Raw genomic sequence first — 25,167 nt, 5'->3', positions numbered from 1 at the left:
GTGGCAGTCAAACCGCTCTGGCGGGTACTTTCGAACCAAAATGGGTTGGAATGTGAGTACGGTGCAGCGTATTGCACCAATATAGTGCGCAAAGCTGAACGACGTCAGAAGAAACGCAGGAAAGGATTTTTCGGTTCGGCGGGTTTGTCTTTCAGTGGGCATTCCGGGCGCACGCCGTAGTCGGCGCTGACGCAGGGTTTGACCTGACGTTTCTGTGCCAGGGAAATGCGCTGCATGTGGAATGGCTGGTTGGCGGTTTTCTCCACGGTTCGGCCCTGGGCATCGAGGATCTCCACCGACAGGTTGTGGCTGCCGCGATCGATATTGCTCAGCGGGAACACCGGACTCAGGCCGGGTTCGCCGACGGCCTGGCCATCCAGCAGCAGGCGATACAGGTGACCTCTTTGCAGGCCCGGTTCGCTGGTGACGCTGACGATCAGCTCACCGGCGCTGCTGCGAATGGTTGCGTCCGGCTCGGGGATCAGCACGCGCAGCATGTCGTAGTGGAACAGTGACGGCTCTGCTGATTGCTTCGACGGTGTGACCGGTGCAGCGGCGGTCGGATTCGAGGCCATGCGATTGCTGGTGGCCAGCGGCACACGCTTGGCGTTGCCGTGCGGTTGGTCCGTATAGACACGATTGCCCTGGGCGTCGATGTAAGTGAACACCTCGGCCGATGCGCCAAACGCCATCAGAAACAGGCACAGGGCAATCAATCCCCGCGTCATGGCTTGTGCACCCGCTGCACGGTGAACACCACCGCAGGACTCTGCTGAATGATCGCCTCGCCATTGATCACCTGCACCGCCAGCCGATGCTCGCCCCGGTCAACGTTTACCAGTTGCAGGATCGGCACGTTGCTCGGCTGGCCATAAGGCGCGTCGTCCAGCAGCAGACGCAATTGATGCGGCGGTTGCAGGCGCGGCTTGATCAGCACGCTGACCGTGAACGTGCCGTTGTTGGCGCGCAGGGCCTCCTCGGTGGGCAGGCCGGTCAACTCGAGCACTTCATAGGCATTGCGCGCTGGCGCTTGGTTAACCGTGTCTGGCGATGGCGCGCTCGGTGCCTGAGGCTGGACGCTGTTGAGCGGCGGCAACTCCACCGGCTGCGCTTGCACGCCGTCCGGCGCGTGATCGCTGTACACGGTGTTGCCGCTGGCGTCGGTGTACTTGTAGATCTGCGCGGCGGCGGGCAGGGCGATCAGCAGCAGAATATAGAGAAGGGTGCGACCCATGAAATCGACCGGAAACGAAAACGATGGGATGCAGCATAGGACAGTGGAACGGCGAAGGCTCGGATGGAAAACATCCGGCCATAAAAAAGGCCTCCCGAAGGAGGCCTCTTTTTGTCACGCCGCGTAGCGCGGCGCTACCGGATCAGCAGCTGTAGTACAGCTCATATTCCAGTGGGTGTACGAAGGTGCGGACCTTGATTTCTTCTTCGGATTTCAGCGCGATGTAAGCGTCGATGAAGTCGTCGGAGAACACGCCGCCCTTGGTCAGGAACGCGCGGCCCTTGTCCAGCTCTTCCAGGGCTTCTTTCAGGCTGCCGCAAACTTGCGGGATCTCTTTCGCCTCTTCAGGCGGCAGGTCGTACAGGTTCTTGTCGGCAGCATCGCCTGGGTGGATCTTGTTCTGGATACCGTCCAGACCGGCCATCAGCAGCGCTGCGAAAGCCAGGTACGGGTTGGCAGCCGGATCCGGGAAGCGGGCTTCGATACGACGGCCTTTAGGGCTGTTGACGTAAGGAATACGGATCGAGGCGGAACGGTTGCGAGCCGAGTAGGCCAGCATTACCGGAGCTTCGAAGCCTGGCACCAGACGCTTGTAGGAGTTGGTGGCCGGGTTGGTGAAGCCGTTCAGGGCCTTACCGTGCTTGATGATGCCGCCGATGAAGTACAGGGCGGTGTCGGACAGGCCGGCATAGCCTTCACCCGCGAAGGTGTTCTTGCCATCTTTGGAGATGGACATGTGAACGTGCATGCCCGAACCGTTGTCGCCGTACAGCGGCTTCGGCATGAAGGTCGCGGTACGGCCGTAGGCGTCGGCAACGTTGTGTACAACGTATTTCAGGGTCTGGGTTTCGTCGGCTTTCTTCACCAGGGTGTTGAACTTGACGCCGATTTCGTTCTGGCCGGCAGTTGCCACTTCGTGGTGGTGAACTTCAACGGTCAGGCCCATTTCTTCCAGTGCGTTGCACATGGAGGTACGGATTTCGTGGTCGTGGTCGAACGGCGGAACCGGGAAGTAGCCACCTTTCACGCCTGGACGGTGGCCTTTGTTGCCGCCTTCCACGTCCTGGTCGGACATCCACGAGCCTTGCTCGGAGTAGATCTTGAACATCGAGCCGGAGATGTCGGACTTGAACTTCACTTCGTCGAAGATGAAGAACTCAGGCTCTGGACCGGCGAATACGGTGTCACCGATACCGGTGGTCTTCAGGTATTCCTCGGCGCGGCGGGCGATGGCGCGCGGGTCGCGATCGTAACCTTGCATGGTCGAAGGTTCGATGATGTCGCAGACCAGGATCAGGGTTGGCTCTTCGGTGAACGGGTCCAGAACGGCGGTTTCGTCGTCCGGCAGCAGGATCATGTCGGAGGCTTCGATGCCTTTCCAGCCAGCGATGGAGGAACCGTCGAACATCTTGCCAACTTCGAAGAAGTCGTCTTCCAGCGCATCGCGAGCCGGCATGGTCACGTGGTGCTGAGTGCCTTTGGTGTCCGTGAAGCGCAGATCAATCCACTTGACGTCATGATCTTTGATGAGTTGAACCGACTTCGACATAGTGTCCTCCGGGTGAATTAGGGCGGGTAGTGGATGCCCTTAATAGTGGTGATGCCGGCGCGAATACTCTGCCAAGGCAACCTGCCTCACAAGGGAGCAAATTGCATGCCAGTGCCCCAGCATGGGTTTTTTGCCCCAAATTCACGCTTCTAAAGGCCGAAAGCGCCTTAAAGGCGAAAATCTCGCCCTTTAATGTAGCGCTCAAATCGAAAAACGACCCGTTTTGGTGCGCGCAAAACCTTCTGCACATTAACTGGTTAAACCTTGAGCAATTTCCGCTATAATACGCGCCCCCCTTTTTCGGCTGGCCCTGCGCGCGCTGTTTTCATGAAACTAATCGTAAAAGTCTTCCCCGAGATCACCATCAAAAGCCGACCTGTCCGGACGAAATTCATCCGCCAGCTGGCCAAGAACATCCGCACCGTGCTCCGCGACCTGGACCCGGCCGTGGTGGTGAACGGTGTGTGGGACAATCTCGAGCTGGAAACCCGCGTCACCGACCCCAAGGCCCTGAAAGAGATGGGCGAACGCCTGACCTGCATGCCGGGCATCGCGCACTTTCTGCAGATCGACGAGTACCCGCTGGGTGACTTCGACGACATCACCGAGAAGTGCAAGCAGCACTACGGCGATGCGCTGGCCGGGAAGATTTTTTCGGTGCGCTGCAAGCGTGCGGGCAAGCATGCGTTCAGCTCGATGGACGTCGAAAAATACGTCGGCAGCAAGCTGCGCCGTGAGTGCGGCGCTGCCGGAATCGACCTGAAACAGCCGGAAATCGAAGTCCGCATCGAAGTTCGCGACAAACGGTTGTTCGTGATCCACAGCCAGCACAATGGCATCGGCGGCTACCCGCTCGGTGCGCTGGAGCAGACGCTGGTATTGATGTCCGGCGGTTTTGACTCGACGGTTGCCGCGTACCAGATCCTTCGTCGGGGTCTGATGACGCACTTCTGCTTCTTCAACCTGGGCGGTCGTGCCCACGAATTGGGCGTAATGGAAGTCGCGCATTTCATCTGGAAGAAGTACGGCAGCTCGCAACGCGTGCTATTTGTCAGTGTTCCGTTCGAAGAAGTCTTGGGCGAAATTCTCGGCAAGGTCGACGACAGTCATATGGGCGTCGTATTGAAGCGTATGATGTTGCGCGCGGCGTCGAACATTGCCGAACGCCTGCACATCGATGCGCTGGTCACCGGTGAAGCGATTTCCCAGGTGTCGAGCCAGACGCTGCCGAACCTGTCGGTCATCGATTGCGTCACCGACAAGCTGGTGCTGCGACCGCTGATCGTCGCCCACAAGCAGGACATCATCGACACGGCCGACCAGATCGGTACCGGTGATTTCGCCCGGCACATGCCGGAATACTGCGGCGTCATCTCGGTCAACCCGAAGACCGCCGCCAAGCGTGGCCGGGTCGAGCACGAAGAGCAGGAATTCGACATGGCGGTGCTCGAGCGTGCGCTCGCAAACGCCAGACTGGTGCCGATCGATCGGGTGATCGACGAATTGGGCCAGGATTTGCAGATCGAAGAAGTCAGCGAAGCGCTGGCCGGTCAGATCGTCATCGACATCCGTCACCCGGATGCCGCCGAGGATGACCCGCTGGAACTCGCCGGCATAGAGGTACAGACGATGCCGTTCTACGCAGTGAACGCTCGTTTCAAGGAACTGGACCCTACTCGCCAGTACCTGCTGTATTGCGACAAAGGCGTGATGAGTCGCCTGCATGCCCACCATTTGCTCAGTGAGGGGCATGCCAATGTGCGCGTTTATCGACCGAGCTAAGTGCCCGGGGCTGTTTGCCTGTGGCCTGCGTCACCGGCCCCCCGACACCGCCGTCAAGCTGTAACGGCCATGCCGGACACTACTGTCAATCGCTGCCAAGACTTGTCAGCAAACCGAATCCTCTGATCGAGATACACAAGTGATCGAAAATCTACGCAACATCGCCATCATTGCCCACGTTGACCATGGTAAGACCACCCTGGTAGACAAACTCCTGCGTCAATCCGGCACCCTGGAGCGCAACGAGCTCAACGACGAGCGCGTGATGGACTCCAACGACCAGGAAAAAGAGCGCGGCATTACCATTCTGGCGAAAAACACCGCCATCAACTGGAACGGCTACCACATCAACATCGTGGACACCCCGGGCCACGCCGACTTCGGCGGCGAAGTCGAGCGCGTAATGTCCATGGTTGACTCCGTGCTGCTGCTGGTCGACGCCCAAGACGGCCCTATGCCGCAAACCCGTTTCGTGACCAAGAAGGCTTTCGAAGCCGGCCTGCGTCCAATCGTGGTCATCAACAAGGTTGACCGTCCGGGCGCGCGTCCTGACTGGGTTCTGGACCAGATCTTCGATCTGTTCGACAACCTGGGCGCTACCGAAGAACAACTGGACTTCCAGGTTGTTTACGCTTCGGCCCTGAACGGCATCGCCGGTCTGGACCACACCGCCATGGGCGAAGACATGACCGCGCTGTACCAGGCGGTAGTCGACCACGTTCCGCCTCCGGCTGTTGACCGTGACGGTCCGTTCCAGATGCAGATCTCCGCTCTGGACTACAACAGCTTCCTGGGTGTTATCGGTGTTGGCCGTATCGCTCGTGGTCGCGTCAAGCCGAACACTCCGGTTGTCGCTATCAGCGCCGACGGCAAGCGCCGCAACGGTCGTATCCTGAAGCTGATGGGTCACCACGGTCTGCACCGCGTTGACGTTGAAGAAGCTGCAGCTGGCGACATCGTCTGCATCAGCGGTTTCGACGAGCTGTTCATCTCCGACACCCTGTGCGACATCAACAACGTCGAGGCGATGAAGCCTCTGACCGTTGACGAGCCAACCGTTTCCATGACCTTCCAGGTAAACGACTCGCCATTCTGCGGTAAAGAAGGCAAGTTCGTGACCTCCCGTAACATCAAGGATCGTCTGGACAAAGAGCTGCTGTACAACGTTGCACTGCGCGTTGAAGAAGGCGACTCGGCTGACAAGTTCAAGGTATCCGGCCGTGGTGAGCTGCACCTCTCGGTACTGATCGAAACCATGCGTCGCGAAGGCTTCGAGCTGGCCCTGGGCCGTCCTGAAGTGATCATCCGTGAAGTTGACGGCGTGAAGCAGGAACCGTTCGAAAACGTAACCATCGACATCCCTGAAGAATCCCAGGGCAAGGTCATGGAAGAAATGGGTCTGCGTAAAGGCGACCTGAGCAACATGGTGCCGGATGGCAAAGGCCGTGTTCGTCTGGAATACAACATCCCTGCTCGCGGTCTGATCGGTTTCCGTAACCAGTTCCTGACCCTGACCAACGGTGCTGGCATCCTGACCTCGATCTTCGACCGTTACGCTCCAGTGAAGTCGGGCCACATGTCCGGCCGTCAGAACGGCGTTCTGGTTTCGGTTGAAACCGGCAAGGCACTGACCTACTCCCTGGAAACCCTGCAGGCTCGTGGCAAGCTGTTCGTAGAACACGGCCAGGAGATCTACAACGGTCAGATCGTTGGTCAGAACTCCCGCGACAACGACCTGGGTGTGAACCCGACCAAAGGCAAGAAGCTCGACAACATGCGTGCTTCGGGTAAAGACGAAACCATCGCTCTGGTCCCACCTGTTCGCTTCACTCTGGAACAGGCTCTGGAATACATCCAGGAAGACGAGCTGTGCGAAGTTACTCCTAAGTCCATCCGTCTTCGCAAGAAGATCCTGGACGAAAGCGAGCGTACCCGCGCTGCCAAGAAAGCCAAGGCGTAATTTAGCCCAGGCTTGAAAAAACGCCCCCGGTCGAGAGACCGGGGGCGTTTTTGTTTATCCGGGGAAAAGTGCTGAACCTCAAAAGCCCCCTCACCCTAACCCTCTCCCGGAGGGAGAGGGGACCGATTGGGGGATGCTCAAGAAGTACGCCGACCTGATCGGGATTTACCGAATCCATAATCGACTGGTTGTTTCAGGTCGATGTATGACGCAAAACGACCTCGGTCGGCTCCCTCTCCCTCCGGGAGAGGGCTGGGGTGAGGGGGCGAGGTTCGAGGGTTGGAGTGAGGGTCGGCTTTTAGAACCGCTCGATCGACCGCGAATTCTGCACCCGCTCCACTTCCTTCGGCTTGTACGCGCAGTAACCCGGGCGCGGGCCGATCTTCGGGTGGTTGCGGCAGGTGTCAGGGCGCTTGTCATAAATGGTGCACAGGCGGCTCTTACGATCCAGGTAGTAGCAATCGTTGTTGCTCATGCGCTGGAGCGTGAAGATCCCCGACTTCTGATTGAAGCGCTCGACCAGACCTTCCTTTTGCAGACGCTTGGCGATGTTCTTCGGCGGGTCGCCCAGTTCGAACTCGTCGACCACACCGATGCGCACCAGATCCTTGATCTTGACCTCGACCGGCAGCGTGCAGCAGCTGGAAACGCACGAGCCGCACATCGGGGCCGAATATTTGGCCCAGGTATCGAGACGGTCGATCTCGGCTGCGGCGATCAGGTTGGGCTTCATCATCGGTGGTTACCAGGCGTGTGCATCAGGGCGCGCGATCATACCGGGACTGGTGGATTTTTGAACAACCTTTCGCCAGATTTTTTCTTCATGCACCCGCATCGTCCGACAATTCGGCACGGCCCCTGCATTCATTGAGGCATTCGCCAGAGTATTGCCGGTCGATCTCACACTCTCGGTAAAAACTGCCGAACCAGAGCCCTTACCGTCGGTCAGACCGTCTAGGCTCTGACAACTCCCCGCTCGCTCGAGGTCCTATCGATGACTCAAGAACCACTAGTTCGCGAAGCAGAGGTGGCCGCATTCCGCGACGCCGTCCTGACCAAACTCACCTACGCGGTAGGCAAAGACCCGGATCACGCCTTCGACCATGACTGGTTCGAAGCTATTGCCCTGGCGGCGCGCGATCACATGGTCGAGCACTGGATGGACCATACCCGGCAGATCTACCGCAAAGGCCAGAAGCGGGTGTATTACCTCTCGCTGGAATTTCTCATCGGCCGTTTGCTCTACGACAGCCTGAGCAACCTCGGTTTGCTGGACGTCGCCCGTGAAGCCTTGACCGAGCTGGGCGTCGATCTGGAGCGCATCCGCATCCTGGAGCCGGATGCGGCGCTGGGCAACGGTGGCCTCGGACGATTGGCGGCGTGCTTCATGGAAAGCATGTCGACCCTCGGCATCGCTGGCCACGGCTACGGCATTCGTTATGAGCACGGGTTGTTCCGTCAGGCGATTGTCGACGGTTGGCAACAGGAACAGACCGAGCACTGGCTGGATTTCGGCAACCCCTGGGAGTTCGAGCGGCCAGAGGTGGTCTATCCGATCGGCTTTGGCGGCAGCGTCGAGACCGTCACCGACGCCAGCGGCAAGTCCCGGCAAGTCTGGCACCCGGCGGAAACCGTCCGGGCGATTGCCTACGACACCCCGGTGGTCGGCTGGCGCGGGGCGAGCGTCAACACCTTGCGCCTGTGGCGGGCGAGGGCCATGGAAGACTTGCACCTGGAGCGCTTCAACGCCGGCGACCACCTGGGCGCCGTCGCTGAAGTGGCCCGGGCCGAAAGTATCTCCCGCGTCCTCTACCCGGCGGACAGCACTGAAGCCGGGCAGGAACTGCGCCTGCGTCAGGAATACTTCTTCGTCGCCGCGTCGCTTCAGGATTTGCTGCGCCGTCATCGCAACATGCACACCTCGGTGCTGACCCTCGGCGATCACGCGGCGATCCAGCTCAACGACACCCACCCTTCGATCGCTGTCGCCGAACTGATGCGCCAACTGGTCGACGTCTACGACGTGGCCTGGGACGCGGCGTGGCAAGTCACCGTCGACACGCTGTCGTACACCAACCACACGCTGCTGCCCGAAGCGCTGGAAACCTGGCCGGTGGGGCTGATGGAACGCATGCTGCCGCGGCACATGCAGATCATTTATCTGATCAACGCCCAGCACATCGATTCGCTGCGGGCCAAGGGCATCCACGATTTCGACGTGCTGCGCGCGGTGTCGCTGATCGAGGAGGACAACGGTCGCCGGGTGCGCATGGGCAACCTCGCGTTCCTCGGATCCCACAGCGTCAACGGCGTGTCCGGGCTGCACACGCAGCTGATGCGCAAAACCGTGTTCGCCGAACTGCACAAGCTGTATCCGGAGCGGATCAACAACAAAACCAACGGCATCACCTTCCGCCGCTGGCTGTACCAAGCCAACCCGGAATTGACGTCGATGCTGGTCGATTCCCTCGGCGCGGATGTTCTGGATAACCCCGAACAGCGTCTGCTCGATCTTGAGCCGTTCGCCGAGAAACCCGCCTTCCGTAAAGCCTTCGCCGAGCAACGGTTGCACAGCAAAAAAGCCCTCGCCTATCTGATCCATGAACGGCTGGGGATCGCGGTCAACCCGGCGGCGATGTTCGACGTGCAGGTCAAACGGATCCACGAATACAAACGCCAACTGCTCAACCTGATGCACACCGTCGCGCTGTATCAGGCGATCCGCGCCGAGCCGGAAATCGACTGGGTGCCGAGGGTGAAAGTCTTCGCCGGCAAAGCCGCGGCGAGTTATCACCAGGCCAAGCTGATCATCAAGCTGACCAACGACATCGCCCGGGTGGTGAACAACGACCCGACCGTGCGCGGCCTGCTCAAAGTGGTGTTCCTGCCCAACTACAACGTCAGCCTGGCGGAGAGCATCATTCCAGCAGCGGACCTGTCGGAGCAGATCTCCACCGCCGGTTTCGAGGCCTCGGGCACCAGCAACATGAAGTTCGGCCTGAACGGTGCGCTGACCATCGGCACCCTCGACGGTGCCAACGTGGAAATGTGCGAAAACATCGGCGCCGAGCACATGTTCATCTTCGGTCTCAGCGCCCAGCAGGTCGAGGCGCGCAAGCAGAACCACGAGTTCAGCGCGGTGCCGGACATTGCCGCGTCCCATCGCCTCAACGATGTGTTGCAGGCGATCCGCAGCGGGGTGTTCTCGCCGGACGACACGTCGCGCTACACCGGGCTGATCGATTCGCTGGTGGATTACGACCGGTTCTTCGTTTGCGCCGATTTCGACTCCTACTGGGAGGCGCAGATGCGTGTCGATGCGCATTGGCACGACGCCAACAACTGGTGGCGTTCGGCGGTGCTGAACACCTCGCGTATGGGCTGGTTCTCCTCCGACCGGACAATCCGCGAGTACGCCACGGATATCTGGAAGGCCCTCGAGTAACTTTTAGCGACAAATGTGCGCCCGGCCCCACGATTGTTGGGCCGGGCCGATATACTGAGCCTTGGTTCCGCCCCGCCACGGGGCTGCTCAGGGATATCGACCATGCAATGGATGTTCATGTTGATCGGGCTGCTGCTCGGCTGGCTGCTCGACGAGTCGTTCAGCGATGCGCTGTTGGGCGCGTTGCTGGGGCTCGCCATCGGGCAGGCGATGCATATCGCGCGGCTCGGTTCACAGGCTGTCGAGCAACAGCGTCAGCTGGATCACGCGAAGATTGCGTTGCAGGGCGTCGAACAGCGTCTGTTTCTGCTGGAGGGCGCTCCGGCGCATTCGCCAGCGCCGCCGAGTGTCGCGCCGGCCAGCGAAACGATCGTTGAACCCGTCACGGTATTTGAACAACCCGCTGCCGCAGAACCCGAGCTGGTCTGGGAACTGCCACCCGAACTCGAACCTGTCGCCGTCGCCGCCAGCGAACCCGGTCAGCCGTTGCCGGTCGATATCTGGCGCCCGGAGCCCGTCACCCGCGAACCGCAACCGCCCGCCGAACCTCGTGGCCCGAACCTTATCGAACGCGGCATCAGCGCTGCGCGCAACTGGCTGTTCGGTGGCAATACCGTGCTGCGGGTCGGTGTGGTGCTGTTGTTCTTCGGTCTGGCGTTCCTGCTGCGCTACGCCACCGAAGGCATGGTGGTGCCGATCGAATTGCGTTACGCCGGGGTCGCAGCGGCAGCGCTGGGCTTGCTGGCGCTGGGCTGGTGGTTGCGCCATCGCAACAACAGCTACGCCTTGATGCTGCAAGGCACCGGGATCGCGGTGCTGTACCTGACGGTGTTTGCGGCGATGCGTCTGCACCCGCTGCTCGATCCGTCTGCTGCGCTGGGCTTGCTGGTGGCGGTGACGGTGTTTTCGGCCATTCTGGCCATCACCCAGGATTCCCTGGCCCTGGCCTGCGTCGCCGCACTGGGCGGTTTCGCCGCGCCGATCCTGACCTCCACCGGCGCCGGCAACCACGTCGCGCTATTCAGTTATTTCGCGCTGCTCAACGCCGGCATCCTGGCCATCGCCTGGTTCAAGGCCTGGCGCCTGCTCAACCTGATCGGCTTCGTTGGCACCTTCGGCATCGGTTTCGCCTGGGGCCTGCGTTCGTACACGCCGGAACTGCTGTGGAGCACCGAACCGTTCCTGATTCTGTTCTTCCTGATGTATCTGGCCATCGGCCTGCTGTTCGCCCGGCGCAAGTTGCTGGACATGCCGGACGCCCCGGCGGATGACGATCGCCAGGCGCTGCTGCATTGGTCGGCGCGCAAGGGCGATTACGTCGACGGCACGATGCTGTTCGGTCCGCCGCTGGTGGGTTTCGGCCTGCAATTCGCGCTGGTCCAGCATCTTGAATTCGCTGCCGCGTTCAGTGCGCTGGCGCTGGGCATGATCTACATGGCCCTGGCCAAAGTGCTGATGGGCGGTCGGGCGATGTTGCTGGGCGAGACTTGCCTGGCGCTCGGGGTGATTTTCGCCAGCCTGGCGATTCCGCTGGGGCTGGATGCGCGCTGGACGTCCGCGGCCTGGGCGGTGGAGGGTGCGGGAATTTTCTGGCTGGGCTTGCGTCAGCAACGGCCGTTGGCCCGGGCCTTCGCGTTGCTGCTGCAACTGGGTTCGGCGCTGGCGTTTCTCAGCCAGTTACGTGTCGGCGAAAGCAGCCTGCTCGACGGAGCGCCTCTGGGCGCATTGATGCTCGGCGCGGCGTTGCTATTCAGCTTCTACCAATTGCGCAAGGCATTGCCGGAGCAAACCTCGCCGTGGGAGCGCCAAGGGCTGCCAGTGCTGGCGAGTCTGGGGCTGACCTTCCTGTATCTGCTGGCGCCGCTGTTTTTCTTCACCCACGGCACGGCGATCAGTTGGGCATTGGCCGGGCTGGCGACCTTGTTCGTCGGCTTGCGCCTGCAATCGCGCACGTTCTTGTTCACCGCGTTTGCCGTGCAGTTGCTTGGCGGGGCGTTATTCCTGTTGCGCCTGCAAGGGGCGGGCGAGGATTCGGCGGCCGTGTTCAGCGCCGGCTGGAGCGGTTTGCTCAGCGCCTCGTTGATCGGTCTGGCGTTGATCGCCGGCATGCTGCTGGCGGCGCGCGACGAGATGGTGCACAGCGATGTTCGTCTGCTGCGCGGGTTGTCGGTGGTGCTGCTGGCAGGTCTGGTGCTGATCAATCTGGCGGTGTTGTTCGTGCTGCCGTGGCAGACCGCGAGCGCGGTGTGGGCGGCCAGTGGCTTGCTGATCATTTGGCTCAGTCTGTACCTCAAGCAGCGCGTGAGTTTTGTCTTCGGTCTGCTCTTGCAACTGATCGGTGGCGCAGCGTTTTTGCTGGCCGGCCCCGAGTTGCTCGGGCCGCTGTCCAGCGAAGGTCTGCGACCGCTGGCCCATGGCGGATTCTGGACGCCACTGGTGCTGGGCCTGGCGGCGATGATCGGAGCGTGGCGCCTGCAACTGGGCAATCACGCCTCGGCGTTCGATGTGCTGAGCCTGCATCGCCTGTCCGAAGTGTTGCTGGTGTGGGGCGCCGGTTGGTGGGCGCTGGCGTGGTTCAGCGAAGTGATGCGGTTTGCGCCGCTGAATCTGCAAGCGACGCTGTTGCTGCTGGTCGCCGCGCTGAGCGTCGCGTTGTGGACGTTGTTGGTCTTGCGTCTGAAGTGGCCGTCGCTCGGGTTGCTCTGCACCGTGCTGATTCCGGCAGCCGGGCTGGTGTTGCTCGGCGCGTGGCACTCGCGTTATCACCCGGCGGCGGATTTCGGCTGGCTGGCGTGGGCGGCGGTGTTCGTTGTGCATTTCATCAGCCTGCGGCGTCTGGCGCCGATGTTGCCGGCGCGATCTTTGAGCACGGCCCATGTGCTCGGTTGCTGGCTGCTGATCGGCGTGCTGGCGCTGGAATTGCGCTACGGCCTGCTGCTGTTGTCCGAGCAATACAACGCCTGGCGCTGGCTGGGCTGGGCGATTCTGCCGAGCGTGTATCTGTTGCTGATGGCTGCACCGCGTCAATGGCCATGGCCGGTGGCAGCGTTCCCTCGTGAATATCGCCTGTACGCGGCGGCGCCGCTGGCGGTGCTGATGCTGGTCTGGTTCTGGCTGGCCAATGGCGTCAGCGATGGCAATGCCGAGCCGCTGCCTTATGTGCCGCTGCTCAACCCGCTGGAATTGGGTCTGCTGTTTGCGTTGTTCGGTGTCTACGTCTGGTCGCGTAGCGCCGTGGCCGAGCTGTCGATCCGCCAGGACTACGCGGCTTACGCGACGCAACTGATTGCCGGCGTTTCGCTGTTTGCGTTCTGCACTGCGCTGGTCACCCGCGCCGCGCACCATTGGGCGGGGATTCCGTTCGAGCTCGATCTGCTGCTCGAATCGATGCTGGTGCAGGCCGGTCTGTCCATCGTCTGGACGCTGATGGCGCTGGGTCTGATGATCGGCGGGCACCTGCGTCATCGCCGCGAAGTGTGGTTGATCGGCGCGGCGCTGATTGCGCTGGTGGTGGCCAAACTGATTTTTGTCGAATTGAGCAACCGTGGCGGACTGGCCCGGATTGTCTCGTTCATCGGCGTCGGCGTGTTGCTGCTGGTGGTGGGCTATTTTGCGCCGCTGCCGCCTAAACGCGTCGAAGCTGTACCGGCGGCGGACAAACCGGCACCGGAAACCGAAGGAGTGTCGTCTTGAGTCGCAAGCTTAATCTCGGGTGGCTGTTGCTGGGCGTGGCCATGGCGGCCGGCGCCCAGGAAAAACCGGCGGACTTCGCCGCGCAGGTGCCGTTGTCGGTCAGTGGTTCCGGTCCGTGGTATCGCCTCGAACTGCCGCTGAGCGTGCAGTTGCAGGCGCGCCAGACTGATCTCAGCGATCTGCGAGTGTTCAACGCTGCTGGAGAGCCGCAGGCCTATGCGCTGGCCCGGGAATCAGCGCAGACCCGCGATGACGGCCAGTTGCATGAGGTGAAGTGGTTTCCGCTTTACAACTCGGCGGATGCCACCGAGCGCGCGCCGAGCGTCCGCGTGCAATCCACCACCACCGGTACGCTGGTGGAAGTGCAGCCGTCCAGTCAGCTCGAAGCCGGTGAAGAAGTGCTGCGCGGTTGGCTGCTCGATGCCAGCGCGATCAAGGCGCCGTTGCAGCAATTGATCCTCGACTGGACCAGCGAGCGCGACGGCTTCCAGCGTTTCAGCATCGAGGCCAGCGACGACTTGCAGCACTGGCAAGCCTGGGGCGAAGGCCAGGTTGCGCGCCTGACGTTTGCCGACGAACGGGTCGAGCAGCATGAAGTGGCGCTGCCGGGGCAATCGGCGCGGTATCTGCGTCTGCTCTGGGATTCGCCGGCCTCGGCGCCGGTCCTGACGTCGGCGCAACTGAAAAGCAGCGACCCGCGCAACCTGCCGCTGCCATTGGTCTGGTCGCCGGCGCTGGCCGGCAGCAGCGGCAAGCCCGGCGAATACACCTGGCAGTTGCCGATGGGGCTGAACATCGAGCGGGTGCAGGTCGAACTGAAACAGGCCAACAGCCTGGCACCGGTGACGTTGTCGGGGCGTCGCGAAAACAGTCTGCCGTGGCAACCGCTGAGCAGCGGCTTGCTCTATCGCCTGACCCAGAACGGCCAGGACGTGGTGCAGAACGAATTGCAGCTGTACGGGCAGACCGTGCAGCAGTTGAAACTGACGGTCGACGAACGCGGCGGCGGTCTCGGCGAACAGGCACCGAGCGTGAAATACGCGGTGCGCGCCACTCAGGTTATCTTCCTCGCCCGGGGTGACGGGCCGTACAGCCTGGCGCTGGGCAATCCGACCGTGAAGACGGCGAACCTGCCGCTGACCACGCTGATCCCCGATTTCAAACCGGAGAAACTGGCCACATTGGGCAAGGCCACGGTGCAGGGCGACGCGCTGGCGACCCAGACTTCGACGGCCACCACCTCGGCCACGGCGGATACCAACTGGAAGAAGTTCGGCCTGTGGGCGGTGTTGCTGCTCAGTGTGCTGTTTCTGGCGGCGATGGCCTTCAGTCTGCTGCGCAAGCCGCCGGCCAAATCGTGAATATGACGGGTGTGGCCTCTACACCCGTCGGGTTTCCAACTACGCTGAATCCGGTGCCTGAACTCTCTCGGTTCGATCACGTCTGATAGCAGGAATTGCACCCGACGCATGTTACCGGGCGTCATTGCTCGCTACGGTTTCAGACTCCCTGTAAACTGCGCGGGTTTTTAGCCCCCCATTCCACCGGAGCCGTCCATGTCCCGCGTTACCCTGAGTCGCTATTTGATTGAGCAGACCCGCAGCAACAACACTCCTGCCGATCTGCGCTTCCTGATCGAAGTGGTGGCGCGTGCCTGTAAAGAGATCAGCCACGCCGTGTCCAAAGGCGCCCTGGGCGGTGTTCTGGGCAGCATGGGCACGGAAAACGTGCAAGGCGAAGTGCAGAAGAAGCTCGACGTGCTGTCGAACGAAATCCTGCTCGAAGCCAACGAGTGGGGCGGTCACCTGGCCGGCATGGCGTCCGAAGAAATGGACAACGCCTACCAGATCCCGGGCAAATACCCGAAAGGCGCCTACCTGTTGGTATTCGACCCGCTGGACGGTTCGTCGAACATCGACATCAACGCCCCGGTCGGCACCATCTTCTCCGTGCTGCGTTGCCCGAACGAATACCTGAGCCAGAACGAAGCGCTGGATGAAAAGGCCTTCCTGCAGCCAGGCACTCAGCAGGTTGCCGCCGGTTACGCGATCTACGGCCCGCAAACCATGCTGGTGCTGACCTTGGGCCACGGCGTCAAAGGCTTCACCCTGGACCGCGAAATGGGCAGCTTCGTCCTGACCCACGAAGACATCACCATTCCTGAATCCACCCAGGAATTCGCCATCAACATGTCCAACCAGCGCCACTGGGAAGCCCCGGTACAGCGCTACGTTTCGGAACTGCTGGCCGGTGAAGAGGGCCCGCTGAAGAAGAACTACAACATGCGTTGGGTCGCGGCGATGGTTGCCGACGTACACCGCATCCTGACCCGTGGCGGTCTGTTCATGTACCCGCGCGACAGCCGCGAGCCGTCCAAGCCGGGCAAACTGCGTCTGATGTACGAAGCCAACCCGATGTCGTTCCTCGTGGAACAGGCGGGCGGCGCTTCCACCGACGGTCACCAGCGCATTCTCGACATCAAGCCTGAAGGCCTGCACCAGCGCGTAGCGGTGTTCCTCGGCTCGAAAGAAGAAGTCGCCCGCGCCACGGCTTACCACAAGGAATAAACCATGAACGCGCCCTGGCAGCCGTTGCTCGATTGGTGGTTCGGTCATGCCGAATCAGCCACTGAAGTTTCGGCGCAACAGGGCAAGTTGTGGTTCGGCAAGAAAGACAGCCAGGACCTCGAAGCGCGTGAGCGTTTCGGGGTCTTTGTCGATCAGGCCCTCGCTGGCGAATTGACCGAGTGGACGCAACGTCCTGAAGGCTGGCTGGCGGTGGTGCTGCTGCTCGACCAACTCCCGCGAATGATCTTTCGCGATACGCCCAAGGCTTTTTCCGGTGATCTACGGGCACAGAAACTGGTTGCTCAGGGGATTGCCGCAGACTTCGATCGGCAGTTGAAACCGATCCAGCGACTCTTCATCTACCTCGTCTTCGAACACTGCGAAAACCTCGCGGTGCAGAATGAAGCGGTCTCGCGATTCATCGAACTGGTGGCGGAACAGCCGGAAGCGGAGCGCGGGGTGTTTGCCGACAACCTGGATTATGCCGAGCGGCATCAGAAGGTGATTGCGCGGTTTGGACGGTTTCCGCATCGCAATGCGGTGTTGGGGCGGGAGTCTACGGTTGAGGAACTGAAGTTTTTGAAAGAGCCGGGTTCGCGGTTTTAGGGCGATTTTCGGCAACCTGAAAAACCAGCCCTCACCCTAACCCTCTCCCGGAGGGAGAGGGGACTGACCGAGTTGAACTCAGGTCTGGAAAGCGACAGAGATCGGCTCCCTTTCCCCTCGCCCCCTTGGGGGAGAGGGATGGGCGGGCGGCGTTCCGATGAGGGGGTAAGCTCTTGATCTTCAGATTCTGAAGCTACCCACCAACTGCTTCAGCCGAGCAGCCTGCTGCTCCAGATCCGCACAAGCCCGCAAAGTAGCCTGCAAGTTCTCCACACCTTCCTGGTTCAGCGTGTTGATCTCGTTGATATCAACGTTGATCGACTCGACCACCGCTGTCTGCTCTTCCGTCGCGGTCGCCACCGACTGGTTCATGCCGTCGATCTCGCCGATGCGCTGGGTCACGCTGCCCAGACGTTCGCCGGCCTGGTTGGCGATGCCGACGCTGCTTTCGCTCTCACGCTGGCTCTCGGTCATGATGCCGACCGCCTGACGCGCGCCGACTTGCAGCTCTTCAATCATCTTCTGCACTTGCTGCGCCGAATCCTGGGTGCGGTGCGCCAGGTTGCGCACTTCGTCGGCGACCACGGCGAATCCGCGACCGGCTTCACCGGCACGGGCCGCTTCGATGGCGGCGTTGAGCGCCAGCAGGTTGGTCTGCTGGGAGATGCTGGTGATCACTTCCAGAATCTGCCCGATGTTCACGGTGTTGCTGTTCAGGGTTTCGATGTTGCCGCAGGAGTCGCTGATCTTCGCCGACAGCTGCTGCATCGCGTGGATGGTTTTATCCACAACCTGCTGGCCGTCTTCGGCCAGGCTGCGCGCGTCGCTGGAATGTTGCGAGGCGAGGGCGGCGTTCTGGGCGATTTCCTGGGCGGCGGCGCCGAGCTGGTTGATCGCGGCGGCCACGCTGTTGGTGCGCGAGGCCTGCTGGTCGGAGTTGAACATCGATGAGTTCGATGCCGCGACCACGCGCAGGGCGACTTCGTTGACTTGCCCGGTGGCCGAAGACACTTCGCGGATCGAAGTGTGAATGCGCTCGACGAAACGGTTGAACGACAGCCCCAGCGCACCGAATTCATCGTGGCCGTGGATGGTCAGGCGTTTGGTCAGGTCACCTTCGCCTTCGGCGATGTCGTGCATGGCGCGGCCCATGGTCAGCAGCGGCTGCATCAGGACGCGGATCAGCATGCCGAGCAGGGCGATGATGATCACCACGGCGATGACCATGGCGATCAGCGCCGAGGTGCGGAATTCGCTGAGCATCGAGAACGCGGTGTCCTTGTCCAGCACCAGCGCCACGTACCAGTCGGCCGACGGCACGCCGTTGACGTGGGTGAAGGAGATCAACTGGGTCTTGCCGTCGAACTCGACTTCTTTCAGGCCCGGGCTGACTTTCGGTGCGCCGTTGGGGTAGGCCTCGGCCAGAGTCTTGAGCACCAGTTTGCTGTCCGGGTGGATCAGGATCTTGCCGTCGGCACCGACGATGAACGCGTGGCCATGGCCGCCGAAGTTCAGCGAGTTGATGATTGCGCTGACACTCGACAGATCAATGTCGGCGCCGGCCACACCGATCATCTGGCCCTGGCGCTGCACCGGGGTGGCGACGGTGATCACCAGTTTGCCCGACGAGGCGGCGATGTACGGTTCGGTGACGATGGTCTGTTGCGCAGCGTTGGCTGCCTTGTACCAGCCACGGGCGCGCGGATCGTAATCCGGCGCGCGGTTGCCGGCCGGGACCGAGAACATCACGCCGTCGGCGCCGCCGAAGTAGCTGAGCTGGAAATTGCCGGTGTAGGCGGGCAGGTCGATGATGCGTTTCAGGCTGGCCGGGGCGTTGCCGTCGGCGACAACCTGTTGCGCCATCGATTGCAGCAACTGGATGCGGCTTTCCAGCCAGGTCTGGATGTTGCTGGTGGTCAGGCTGCCCAGTTCCTGCATCGACGCTTCGGTGCTGCTTTGCAGGGCTTCGCGCTGGCGATAGTCGTTGAACAAAATGAAACAGGCGAACGCAACGGCCACCACGAGGGCGGCAGCCAACAAGATCTTGTGGCTGAATTTCATGTTTCTGGTCATTAAGTGAGCTACCGCGAAGGGGCTGGTCAAGAAAGGGCGGCAATTTGCCACACTATCGGGCTTTGCGCTGCTCTTATTTCGACCACGGCGCGCCAAAGATTAGGCGCCTTTTGCGAAATACGACGAAATGCTTAATAGCCTTACAAACTGTCTGATTTACCGGGGAAAGCCGGACGAGCGGGCTAACAAATAGCCAGCCTTCCAGGGAACCAGACAGGGGTTTTCTCTTCTAAGCTTCTGGTTGGCGCCATGCCATCCCCCTTCCGTTCCAGGAGTTACACCATGTCGCTGCGATCTATCGCCCTTCTGTCGTTTTGCGTGCTGTTGGCCGCATGCAGCAAGGTCAATCAGGAAAACTATTCGAAGCTCTCGGCCGGCATGGCCAAGGCCGAAGTGGAGACGCTGCTTGGCAAGCCCACCGATTGCTCGGGCGCGCTCGGCATGTCCAGTTGCACCTGGGGCGACAAGAACAGCTTTATCAGCGTGCAGTATGCCGGTGACAAAGTGCTGATGTTTTCCGGCCAAGGCCTGAAGTAAACCGGGGCTACGCGCCCACGGGAGAAAAACAATGAAGCGGTTATTGCTTGTCCTTTTGGCCGGCCTGGTATTGGCCGGCTGCGCCACGTCAGGTGAAGATCCGCTGGCGCCGAAGACGGTCAACAGTGTCAATCTCAAGCGTTACCAGGGCACCTGGTACGAACTGGCGCGTCTGCCGATGTATTTCCAGCGCAATTGCGCGCAATCAGAAGCCCGTTACTCGCTCAAGCCCGACGGTAATATCGCGGTGTACAACCGCTGTCTGACGGCAGACTGGAAGTGGGAAGAAGTCAAAGGCACGGCTTATCCACAGGTGCCGGGCAAGACCGACAAGCTGTGGGTCGAATTTGATACCTGGTTCTCGCGTCTGATTCCGGGTGTGGCGAAGGGTCAATACTGGGTGCTGTACGTCAGCGATGACTACAAGACCGCCCTCGTGGGCGACCCGAGTCGTCGCTACCTGTGGCTGTTGTCCCGCACGCCGACCGTCAACGGTGTGGTGCGTGAGGAACTGCTGAGCAAGGCGCGTCAGCAGGGTTATGACACCACGCGCCTGATCTGGCGTACTTCGGATCAGCAGATGGCCAAGACGTCCAACTGACTTCTCCTGTTCTGATCGTTCCCACGCTCCGCGTGGGAATGCCTCAATGGACGCTCTGCGTCCGCTTTTGGGACGCGGAGCGTCCCGGGCTGCATTCCCACGCAGAGCGTGGGAACGATCAGTAACAGAAGTTTGTGTCAGCCCAAAAGCTCTCGCAGGACCTGGGTAAAGGCGCGATTGCTGTCCTCCTCCCCGGCATGTCGCCCCTCGCGCACGACCCACTGACCGTTGACCAGCACGTCGCGCACCTGACGATCGCCACCGGCAAACAGCCAGCGATTGAGAATCCCGTCACCGCTGGCCGTGGCCAGATAGGGATCGCTGCCATCGAGCACAATCCAGTCGGCACGCTTGCCGACTTCCAGCGCGCCGATCGGCTGGCCCAGCGCCTGAGCGCCACCGTCCAGCGCCGCGTCATACAGCGTACGGCCGACCATCGGCTGATCCGCGCCATACAAGCGATTGCGTCGCTGATCGCGCAGACGCTGGCCGTATTCCAGCCAACGCAATTCCTCTACCACGCTCAACGACACATGGCTGTCGGAACCAATTCCCATGCGCCCGCCCTGAGCGATGAAATCCACCGCCGGGAAAATCCCGTCGCCGAGGTTGGCCTCGGTGGTCAGGCACAGGCCGGCGATGGCGCGACTTTTGGCCATCAGCGTGACTTCTTCCGGATTGGCGTGGGTCGCGTGCACCAGGCACCAGCGCTGATCGACTTCGGTGTTTTCGTACAGCCATTGCAGCGGACGACGACCGCTCCAGCTCAGGCAGTCATCGACTTCCTTCTGCTGCTCGGCGATGTGGATGTGCACCGGGCATTGCTGGTCGCTGGCCGCCAGCACTTCGCTGATCTGCTGCGGCGTGACCGCGCGCAACGAGTGGAAGCACAGGCCCAGCGACTGCGCCTTTTGCTGCGCCAGCAGGGGTTGCAGACGCGATTGCAGCTTCAGGTAATTTTCGGTGCTGTTGATGAAGCGGCGCTGGCCTTCGTTCGGGGTCTGGCCACCGAAACCGCTGTGGCTGTAGAGCACGGGCAGCAATGTCAGACCGATACCGGCGGAGCTGGCCGCCTGGCTGATGCGTAACGCCAGTTCGGCCGGGTCGGCGTAAGGCTGGCCGTTGTGATCGTGGTGGACATAATGGAATTCGGCGACCGAGGTGTAACCGGCCTTGAGCATTTCGATGTACAGCTGACGGGCAATCACACCGAGCTGGTCGGGGCTGATTTTTCCGACGAGCCGGTACATCAGATCGCGCCAGGTCCAGAAACTGTCGTTGGGATTGCCGGCCACTTCTGCAAGTCCGGCCATCGCTCGCTGAAACGCGTGGGAGTGCAGATTCGGCATCCCCGGCAGCAGCGGACCGCTCAGCCGTTCGGCGCCATCTGCAGTGGAATCGGCCTGGATTCGGGTCAACACGCCATCGGCGCTGACCTCGAGACGTACATTGTTGGCCCATCCGTTAGGCAGCAGCGCGCGTTCGGCAAAGAAGGCGGACATGGTTCAGCACCCCATCGTGTGTTATTTGTATATACATATACAGACGTTTGCCTGCCCGGTAAACTCCGGCAAGCTAGCAACTTTCATCCAATGAACAGGGATCCACCGTGCCGACTCCGCCTCCAGTCTCCCCGTTGGCCGCGAACATGGGCGACAGTCCGGCGCCCTTGTACGCCCGCGTCAAACAGATGATCACCCAGCAGATCGACAGCGGTAACTGGCCGCCGCATTACCGCGTGCCGTCGGAAAGCGAGCTGGTCAGCCAGTTGGGTTTCAGCCGCATGACCATCAACCGCGCGCTGCGGGAAATGACCGCCGACGGCCTGCTGGTACGCATGCAAGGCGTCGGCACTTTCGTTGCTGAGCCGAAGAGCCAGTCCGCGCTGTTCGAAGTGCACAACATCGCCGACGAAATTGCTTCTCGTGGCCATCGCCACACCTGCCAGGTGATCACCCTGGAAGAAGAGGCTGCCGGTTCCGAGCGCGCGCTGGCGCTGGACATGCGCGAAGGGCAGAAGGTCTTTCACTCGCTGATCGTGCATTACGAAAACGACATTCCGGTGCAGATCGAAGACCGCTTCGTCAACGCGCTGGTCGCCCCGGAATACCTCAAGCAGGACTTCACCCTGCAGACGCCTTACGCCTATCTGAACCAGGTCGCACCGTTGACCGAAGGCGAGCACGTGGTCGAAGCGATCCTTGCCGAAGCGTCCGAATGCAAATTGCTGCAGATCGAAAAAGGCGAGCCGTGCCTGCTGATCCGCCGTCGTACGTGGTCGGGTCGTCAGCCGGTGACGGCGGCGCGCCTGATCCACCCCGGTTCTCGTCATCGTCTGGAAGGTCGGTTTCATAAATGAGTCAACTCAAGGTTTTACGCGCTGAAGGCTACCCGCGCATGCCGTGGAAAAACGGCGGCGGCAGCACCGAGGAAATCACCCGTGACGCCGGCGCCGGCCTCGACGGTTTTGGCTGGCGTCTGTCGATTGCCGACATCGCTGAATCTGGCGGTTTCTCGACCTTCGCCGGTTACCAGCGGGTCATCACGGTATTGCAGGGCGACGGCATGACCCTGTGTGTCGACGGCGACGATACCCGGCCGTTGTTACCCCTCGACCCGTTTGCCTTCAGCGGCGAGAGCCAGGTGTCCTGCACCTTGCTCGGTGGCGCAATCCGCGACTTCAACCTGATCTACTCACCCCAGCGTTACAGCGCACGCCTGCAATGGCTGGACGGCGAGCAGCGGTTTTTCAGTTCGGCAAGCACCGTGCTGGTCTTCAGCGTCAGCGAACTGCTGGAGGTCACGGTCGGTGACAGTGCGTCGCAACTCGGCCGTCATGACTGCCTGCAAATGGACGGTAATACCGGGCTGACCGAGATTGCCGTCAATGCCGGCTGCTGCGTGATCGAGCTGTCTCTGCGCTGATTCTCTCCCCTGATCGTTCCCACGCAGAGCGTGGGAACGATCTAACGATCAACGATCAAAAACCGCTGCTTTGAAAGCAGCGTTTTTTTTTCGTCCCGACGTTCCCGAAATGCGCACCAACTTGTTACCGAACGCCCCAGTGTGGCGCAAAACCACGCTTTCGTAACAACCTCTCGCCACCCTCAATCCACCCCGCGAAAAATTTCATGAGCGCCTGAACCCTTGAATCAGGCGCTCTGCAGCCCTGTGCGGGATTTTTGTTGAACGACCCTCCAACAAGTTGGCCGCTTGATTGCATATGCTTGTATGTACAAGTAAAGACGTATGCGTATGAGTCGACCGAGACTCTCCGCAGCGTCCACTGATTCGCTTGTCGCGCACTGATGCGCACAGGCTGCTTGCCCACTGCCAGGGTTGGTTTGAATTGATCGCTGAGGAGTCTTTTTCGTGACTGACAACAAAACCACTAAGTTTCGTGACGTCGAAATCCGTGCCGCCCGCGGCAACAAGCTGACCGCCAAGAGCTGGCTGACCGAAGCGCCGCTGCGCATGCTGATGAACAACCTCGACCCGGAAGTCGCCGAGAATCCGAAAGAGCTGGTGGTCTACGGTGGCATCGGTCGCGCTGCGCGTAACTGGGAGTGCTACGACAAGATCGTCGAGAGCCTGACCAACCTCAACGAAGACGAAACCCTGCTGGTGCAATCGGGCAAGCCGGTCGGCGTGTTCAAGACCCACAGCAACGCCCCGCGCGTACTGATCGCCAACTCCAACCTGGTGCCACACTGGGCGACCTGGGAACACTTCAACGAACTCGACGCCAAAGGCCTGGCCATGTACGGCCAGATGACCGCCGGCAGCTGGATCTACATCGGCAGCCAGGGCATCGTCCAGGGCACCTACGAAACCTTCGTTGAAGCCGGTCGCCAGCACTACAACGACAACCTCACCGGCAAGTGGGTCCTGACCGCCGGCCTCGGTGGCATGGGCGGCGCCCAGCCACTGGCAGCGACCCTCGCCGGTGCCTGCTCGCTGAACATCGAATGCCAGCAGATCAGCATCGATTTCCGCCTCAAGACCCGTTACGTCGACGAGCAGGCCAAAGACCTCGACGACGCGCTGGCCCGCATCGCCAAATACACCTCCGAAGGCAAGGCCGTTTCCATCGCCCTGTGCGGTAACGCCGCTGAAATCCTTCCGGAACTGGTCAAGCGCGGCGTGCGCCCGGACATGGTCACCGACCAGACCAGCGCCCACGATCCGCTCAACGGTTACCTGCCGGCCGGCTGGACCTGGGACGAATACCGCGCCCGCGCCAAGACCGAGCCAGCCGCTGTGGTCAAGGCCGCCAAGCAATCGATGGCCGTTCACGTCAAAGCCATGCTCGACTTCCAGAAAATGGGCGTGCCGACCTTCGACTACGGCAACAACATCCGTCAGATGGCTCAGGAAGAGGGCGTCGAAAACGCATTCGATTTCCCGGGCTTCGTACCGGCCTACATCCGTCCGCTGTTCTGCCGTGGCATCGGCCCGTTCCGCTGGGCTGCGCTGTCCGGTGACCCGCAGGACATCTACAAGACCGACGCGAAAGTCAAAGAACTGATCCCGGACGACGCCCACCTGCACAACTGGCTGGACATGGCCCGCGAGCGCATCAGCTTCCAGGGTCTGCCGGCGCGTATCTGCTGGGTCGGCCTGGGCCTGCGCGCCAAGCTCGGTCTGGCGTTCAACGAAATGGTCCGCAGCGGCGAGCTGTCGGCTCCGATCGTGATCGGTCGCGACCACCTCGACTCCGGCTCGGTCTCCAGCCCGAACCGCGAAACCGAATCGATGCAGGACGGCTCCGATGCAGTCTCCGACTGGCCGCTGCTCAACGCGCTGCTGAACACCGCGAGCGGTGCGACCTGGGTGTCCCTGCACCACGGCGGCGGCGTCGGCATGGGCTTCTCCCAGCACTCGGGCATGGTGATTGTCTGCGACGGTACTGACGAAGCGGCCGAGCGTATCGCTCGCGTGCTGCACAACGACCCGGGCACCGGGGTCATGCGTCACGCCGATGCCGGTTACCAGATCGCCATCGACTGCGCCAAGGAACAAGGGCTGAACCTGCCGATGATCACCGGCAAGTGAACATCTGCGGGAGCGGGCACCCTCGCTCCCGCAGGGCCACAACAACAATAACCAGAACAATCCAC

18 protein-coding genes are annotated in these 25,167 nt (G+C 61.3%); 12 read left to right on the top strand and 6 right to left on the bottom strand.

All coding sequences use genetic code 11. The features are described 5' to 3' along the window. Positions 1 to 104: 104 nt before the first annotated feature. From AC07XZ_RS13855 to glnA, 3 genes are all read right to left on the bottom strand, one after another. Positions 105 to 728 carry a DUF4124 domain-containing protein gene (locus tag AC07XZ_RS13855; protein WP_102687868.1) on the bottom strand — a complete coding sequence of 208 codons (624 nt, stop codon included), beginning with the start codon at positions 726 to 728 and terminating at the stop codon, positions 105 to 107. Beyond that, entirely contained in the window at positions 725 to 1,234 is a 510-nt protein-coding gene (locus AC07XZ_RS13850; RefSeq protein ID WP_102687869.1) for a DUF4124 domain-containing protein, read from the bottom strand. The genes AC07XZ_RS13855 and AC07XZ_RS13850 overlap by 4 nt, the downstream gene beginning before the upstream one ends. A 142-nt stretch (positions 1,235 to 1,376) precedes the next feature. Beyond that, entirely contained in the window at positions 1,377 to 2,783 is a 1,407-nt protein-coding gene (gene glnA, locus AC07XZ_RS13845) for a glutamate--ammonia ligase (RefSeq protein ID WP_011332032.1), read from the bottom strand. A gap of 327 nt (positions 2,784 to 3,110) precedes the next feature. On the opposite strand from glnA, the gene thiI reads away from it, so the two are divergent. Both thiI and typA read left to right on the top strand, forming a co-directional pair. Next, the gene (thiI, locus tag AC07XZ_RS13840; RefSeq protein WP_085746385.1) at positions 3,111 to 4,565 is read left to right on the top strand and encodes a tRNA uracil 4-sulfurtransferase ThiI; all 1,455 of its coding nucleotides are present in this window, start codon (positions 3,111 to 3,113) and stop codon (positions 4,563 to 4,565) included. Between the two features lie 139 nt (positions 4,566 to 4,704). After that, on the top strand, positions 4,705 to 6,525 hold the full coding sequence (gene typA, locus AC07XZ_RS13835) for a translational GTPase TypA (RefSeq protein ID WP_007952502.1): 1,821 nt from the start codon (positions 4,705 to 4,707) through the stop codon (positions 6,523 to 6,525). Positions 6,526 to 6,823: 298 nt separating this feature from the next. Here the strand turns inward: typA and AC07XZ_RS13830 are convergent, their stop codons facing one another. Continuing rightward, entirely contained in the window at positions 6,824 to 7,261 is a 438-nt protein-coding gene (locus tag AC07XZ_RS13830; protein ID WP_007952500.1) for a YkgJ family cysteine cluster protein, read from the bottom strand. Positions 7,262 to 7,519: 258 nt separating this feature from the next. Here AC07XZ_RS13830 and AC07XZ_RS13825 point away from each other — a divergent pair, with 258 nt between their 5' ends. The 5 genes from AC07XZ_RS13825 to AC07XZ_RS13805 all read left to right on the top strand — a co-directional run bounded on the left by AC07XZ_RS13825 (position 7,520) and on the right by AC07XZ_RS13805 (position 16,836). Continuing rightward, entirely contained in the window at positions 7,520 to 9,970 is a 2,451-nt protein-coding gene (locus AC07XZ_RS13825) for a glycogen/starch/alpha-glucan phosphorylase (RefSeq protein ID WP_102687871.1), read from the top strand. A gap of 102 nt (positions 9,971 to 10,072) precedes the next feature. Further along, positions 10,073 to 13,663, top strand: a complete 3,591-nt coding sequence (locus AC07XZ_RS13820) for a DUF2339 domain-containing protein (protein ID WP_102687872.1) — start codon at positions 10,073 to 10,075, stop codon at positions 13,661 to 13,663. After that, entirely contained in the window at positions 13,660 to 15,024 is a 1,365-nt protein-coding gene (locus AC07XZ_RS13815; RefSeq protein ID WP_102687873.1) for a DUF3999 domain-containing protein, read from the top strand. The genes AC07XZ_RS13820 and AC07XZ_RS13815 overlap by 4 nt, the downstream gene beginning before the upstream one ends. Before the next feature lie 195 nt (positions 15,025 to 15,219). Continuing rightward, on the top strand, positions 15,220 to 16,230 hold the full coding sequence (locus tag AC07XZ_RS13810; RefSeq protein ID WP_007952492.1) for a class 1 fructose-bisphosphatase: 1,011 nt from the start codon (positions 15,220 to 15,222) through the stop codon (positions 16,228 to 16,230). Between the two features lie 3 nt (positions 16,231 to 16,233). Continuing rightward, the gene (locus AC07XZ_RS13805) at positions 16,234 to 16,836 is read left to right on the top strand and encodes a DUF924 family protein (RefSeq protein ID WP_102687874.1); all 603 of its coding nucleotides are present in this window, start codon (positions 16,234 to 16,236) and stop codon (positions 16,834 to 16,836) included. A 180-nt stretch (positions 16,837 to 17,016) separates the two neighbouring features. Here the strand turns inward: AC07XZ_RS13805 and AC07XZ_RS13800 are convergent, their stop codons facing one another. Next, on the bottom strand, positions 17,017 to 18,909 hold the full coding sequence (locus AC07XZ_RS13800) for a methyl-accepting chemotaxis protein (protein ID WP_207252705.1): 1,893 nt from the start codon (positions 18,907 to 18,909) through the stop codon (positions 17,017 to 17,019). Positions 18,910 to 19,191: 282 nt separating this feature from the next. Between AC07XZ_RS13800 and AC07XZ_RS13795 the strand changes: the two genes are divergently transcribed. Then, positions 19,192 to 19,446 (top strand): hypothetical protein, encoded by a 255-nt coding sequence (locus AC07XZ_RS13795; protein WP_007952486.1) that lies wholly within the window; start codon positions 19,192 to 19,194, stop codon positions 19,444 to 19,446. A 31-nt stretch (positions 19,447 to 19,477) separates the two neighbouring features. Further along, complete coding sequence (locus tag AC07XZ_RS13790; RefSeq protein ID WP_102687875.1) at positions 19,478 to 20,047, top strand: lipocalin family protein; 570 nt, start codon at positions 19,478 to 19,480, stop codon at positions 20,045 to 20,047. Positions 20,048 to 20,184: 137 nt separating this feature from the next. Here the strand turns inward: AC07XZ_RS13790 and AC07XZ_RS13785 are convergent, their stop codons facing one another. After that, positions 20,185 to 21,549, bottom strand: coding sequence for a formimidoylglutamate deiminase (locus tag AC07XZ_RS13785; protein ID WP_102687876.1), 1,365 nt, complete (start codon positions 21,547 to 21,549; stop codon positions 20,185 to 20,187). 146 nt (positions 21,550 to 21,695) lie between these two features. Here AC07XZ_RS13785 and hutC point away from each other — a divergent pair, with 146 nt between their 5' ends. The 3 genes from hutC to hutU all read left to right on the top strand — a co-directional run bounded on the left by hutC (position 21,696) and on the right by hutU (position 25,102). Beyond that, positions 21,696 to 22,406 (top strand): histidine utilization transcriptional repressor HutC, encoded by a 711-nt coding sequence (gene hutC / locus AC07XZ_RS13780; RefSeq protein WP_170844914.1) that lies wholly within the window; start codon positions 21,696 to 21,698, stop codon positions 22,404 to 22,406. Further along, the gene (locus AC07XZ_RS13775) at positions 22,403 to 22,972 is read left to right on the top strand and encodes a HutD/Ves family protein (RefSeq protein ID WP_102687877.1); all 570 of its coding nucleotides are present in this window, start codon (positions 22,403 to 22,405) and stop codon (positions 22,970 to 22,972) included. Before hutC ends, AC07XZ_RS13775 begins: the two co-directional genes overlap by 4 nt. Positions 22,973 to 23,419: 447 nt before the next feature. Beyond that, a complete protein-coding gene (hutU, locus tag AC07XZ_RS13770) occupies positions 23,420 to 25,102 on the top strand; it encodes a urocanate hydratase (protein ID WP_039764719.1) in 1,683 nt (560 codons plus the stop codon). The last annotated feature ends 65 nt before the right edge of the window (positions 25,103 to 25,167 follow it).

Source organism: Pseudomonas sp. GW458-11-26-14-LB4, assembly GCF_059423925.1.
This window is presented reverse-complemented; position numbering and strand designations above follow the sequence as displayed.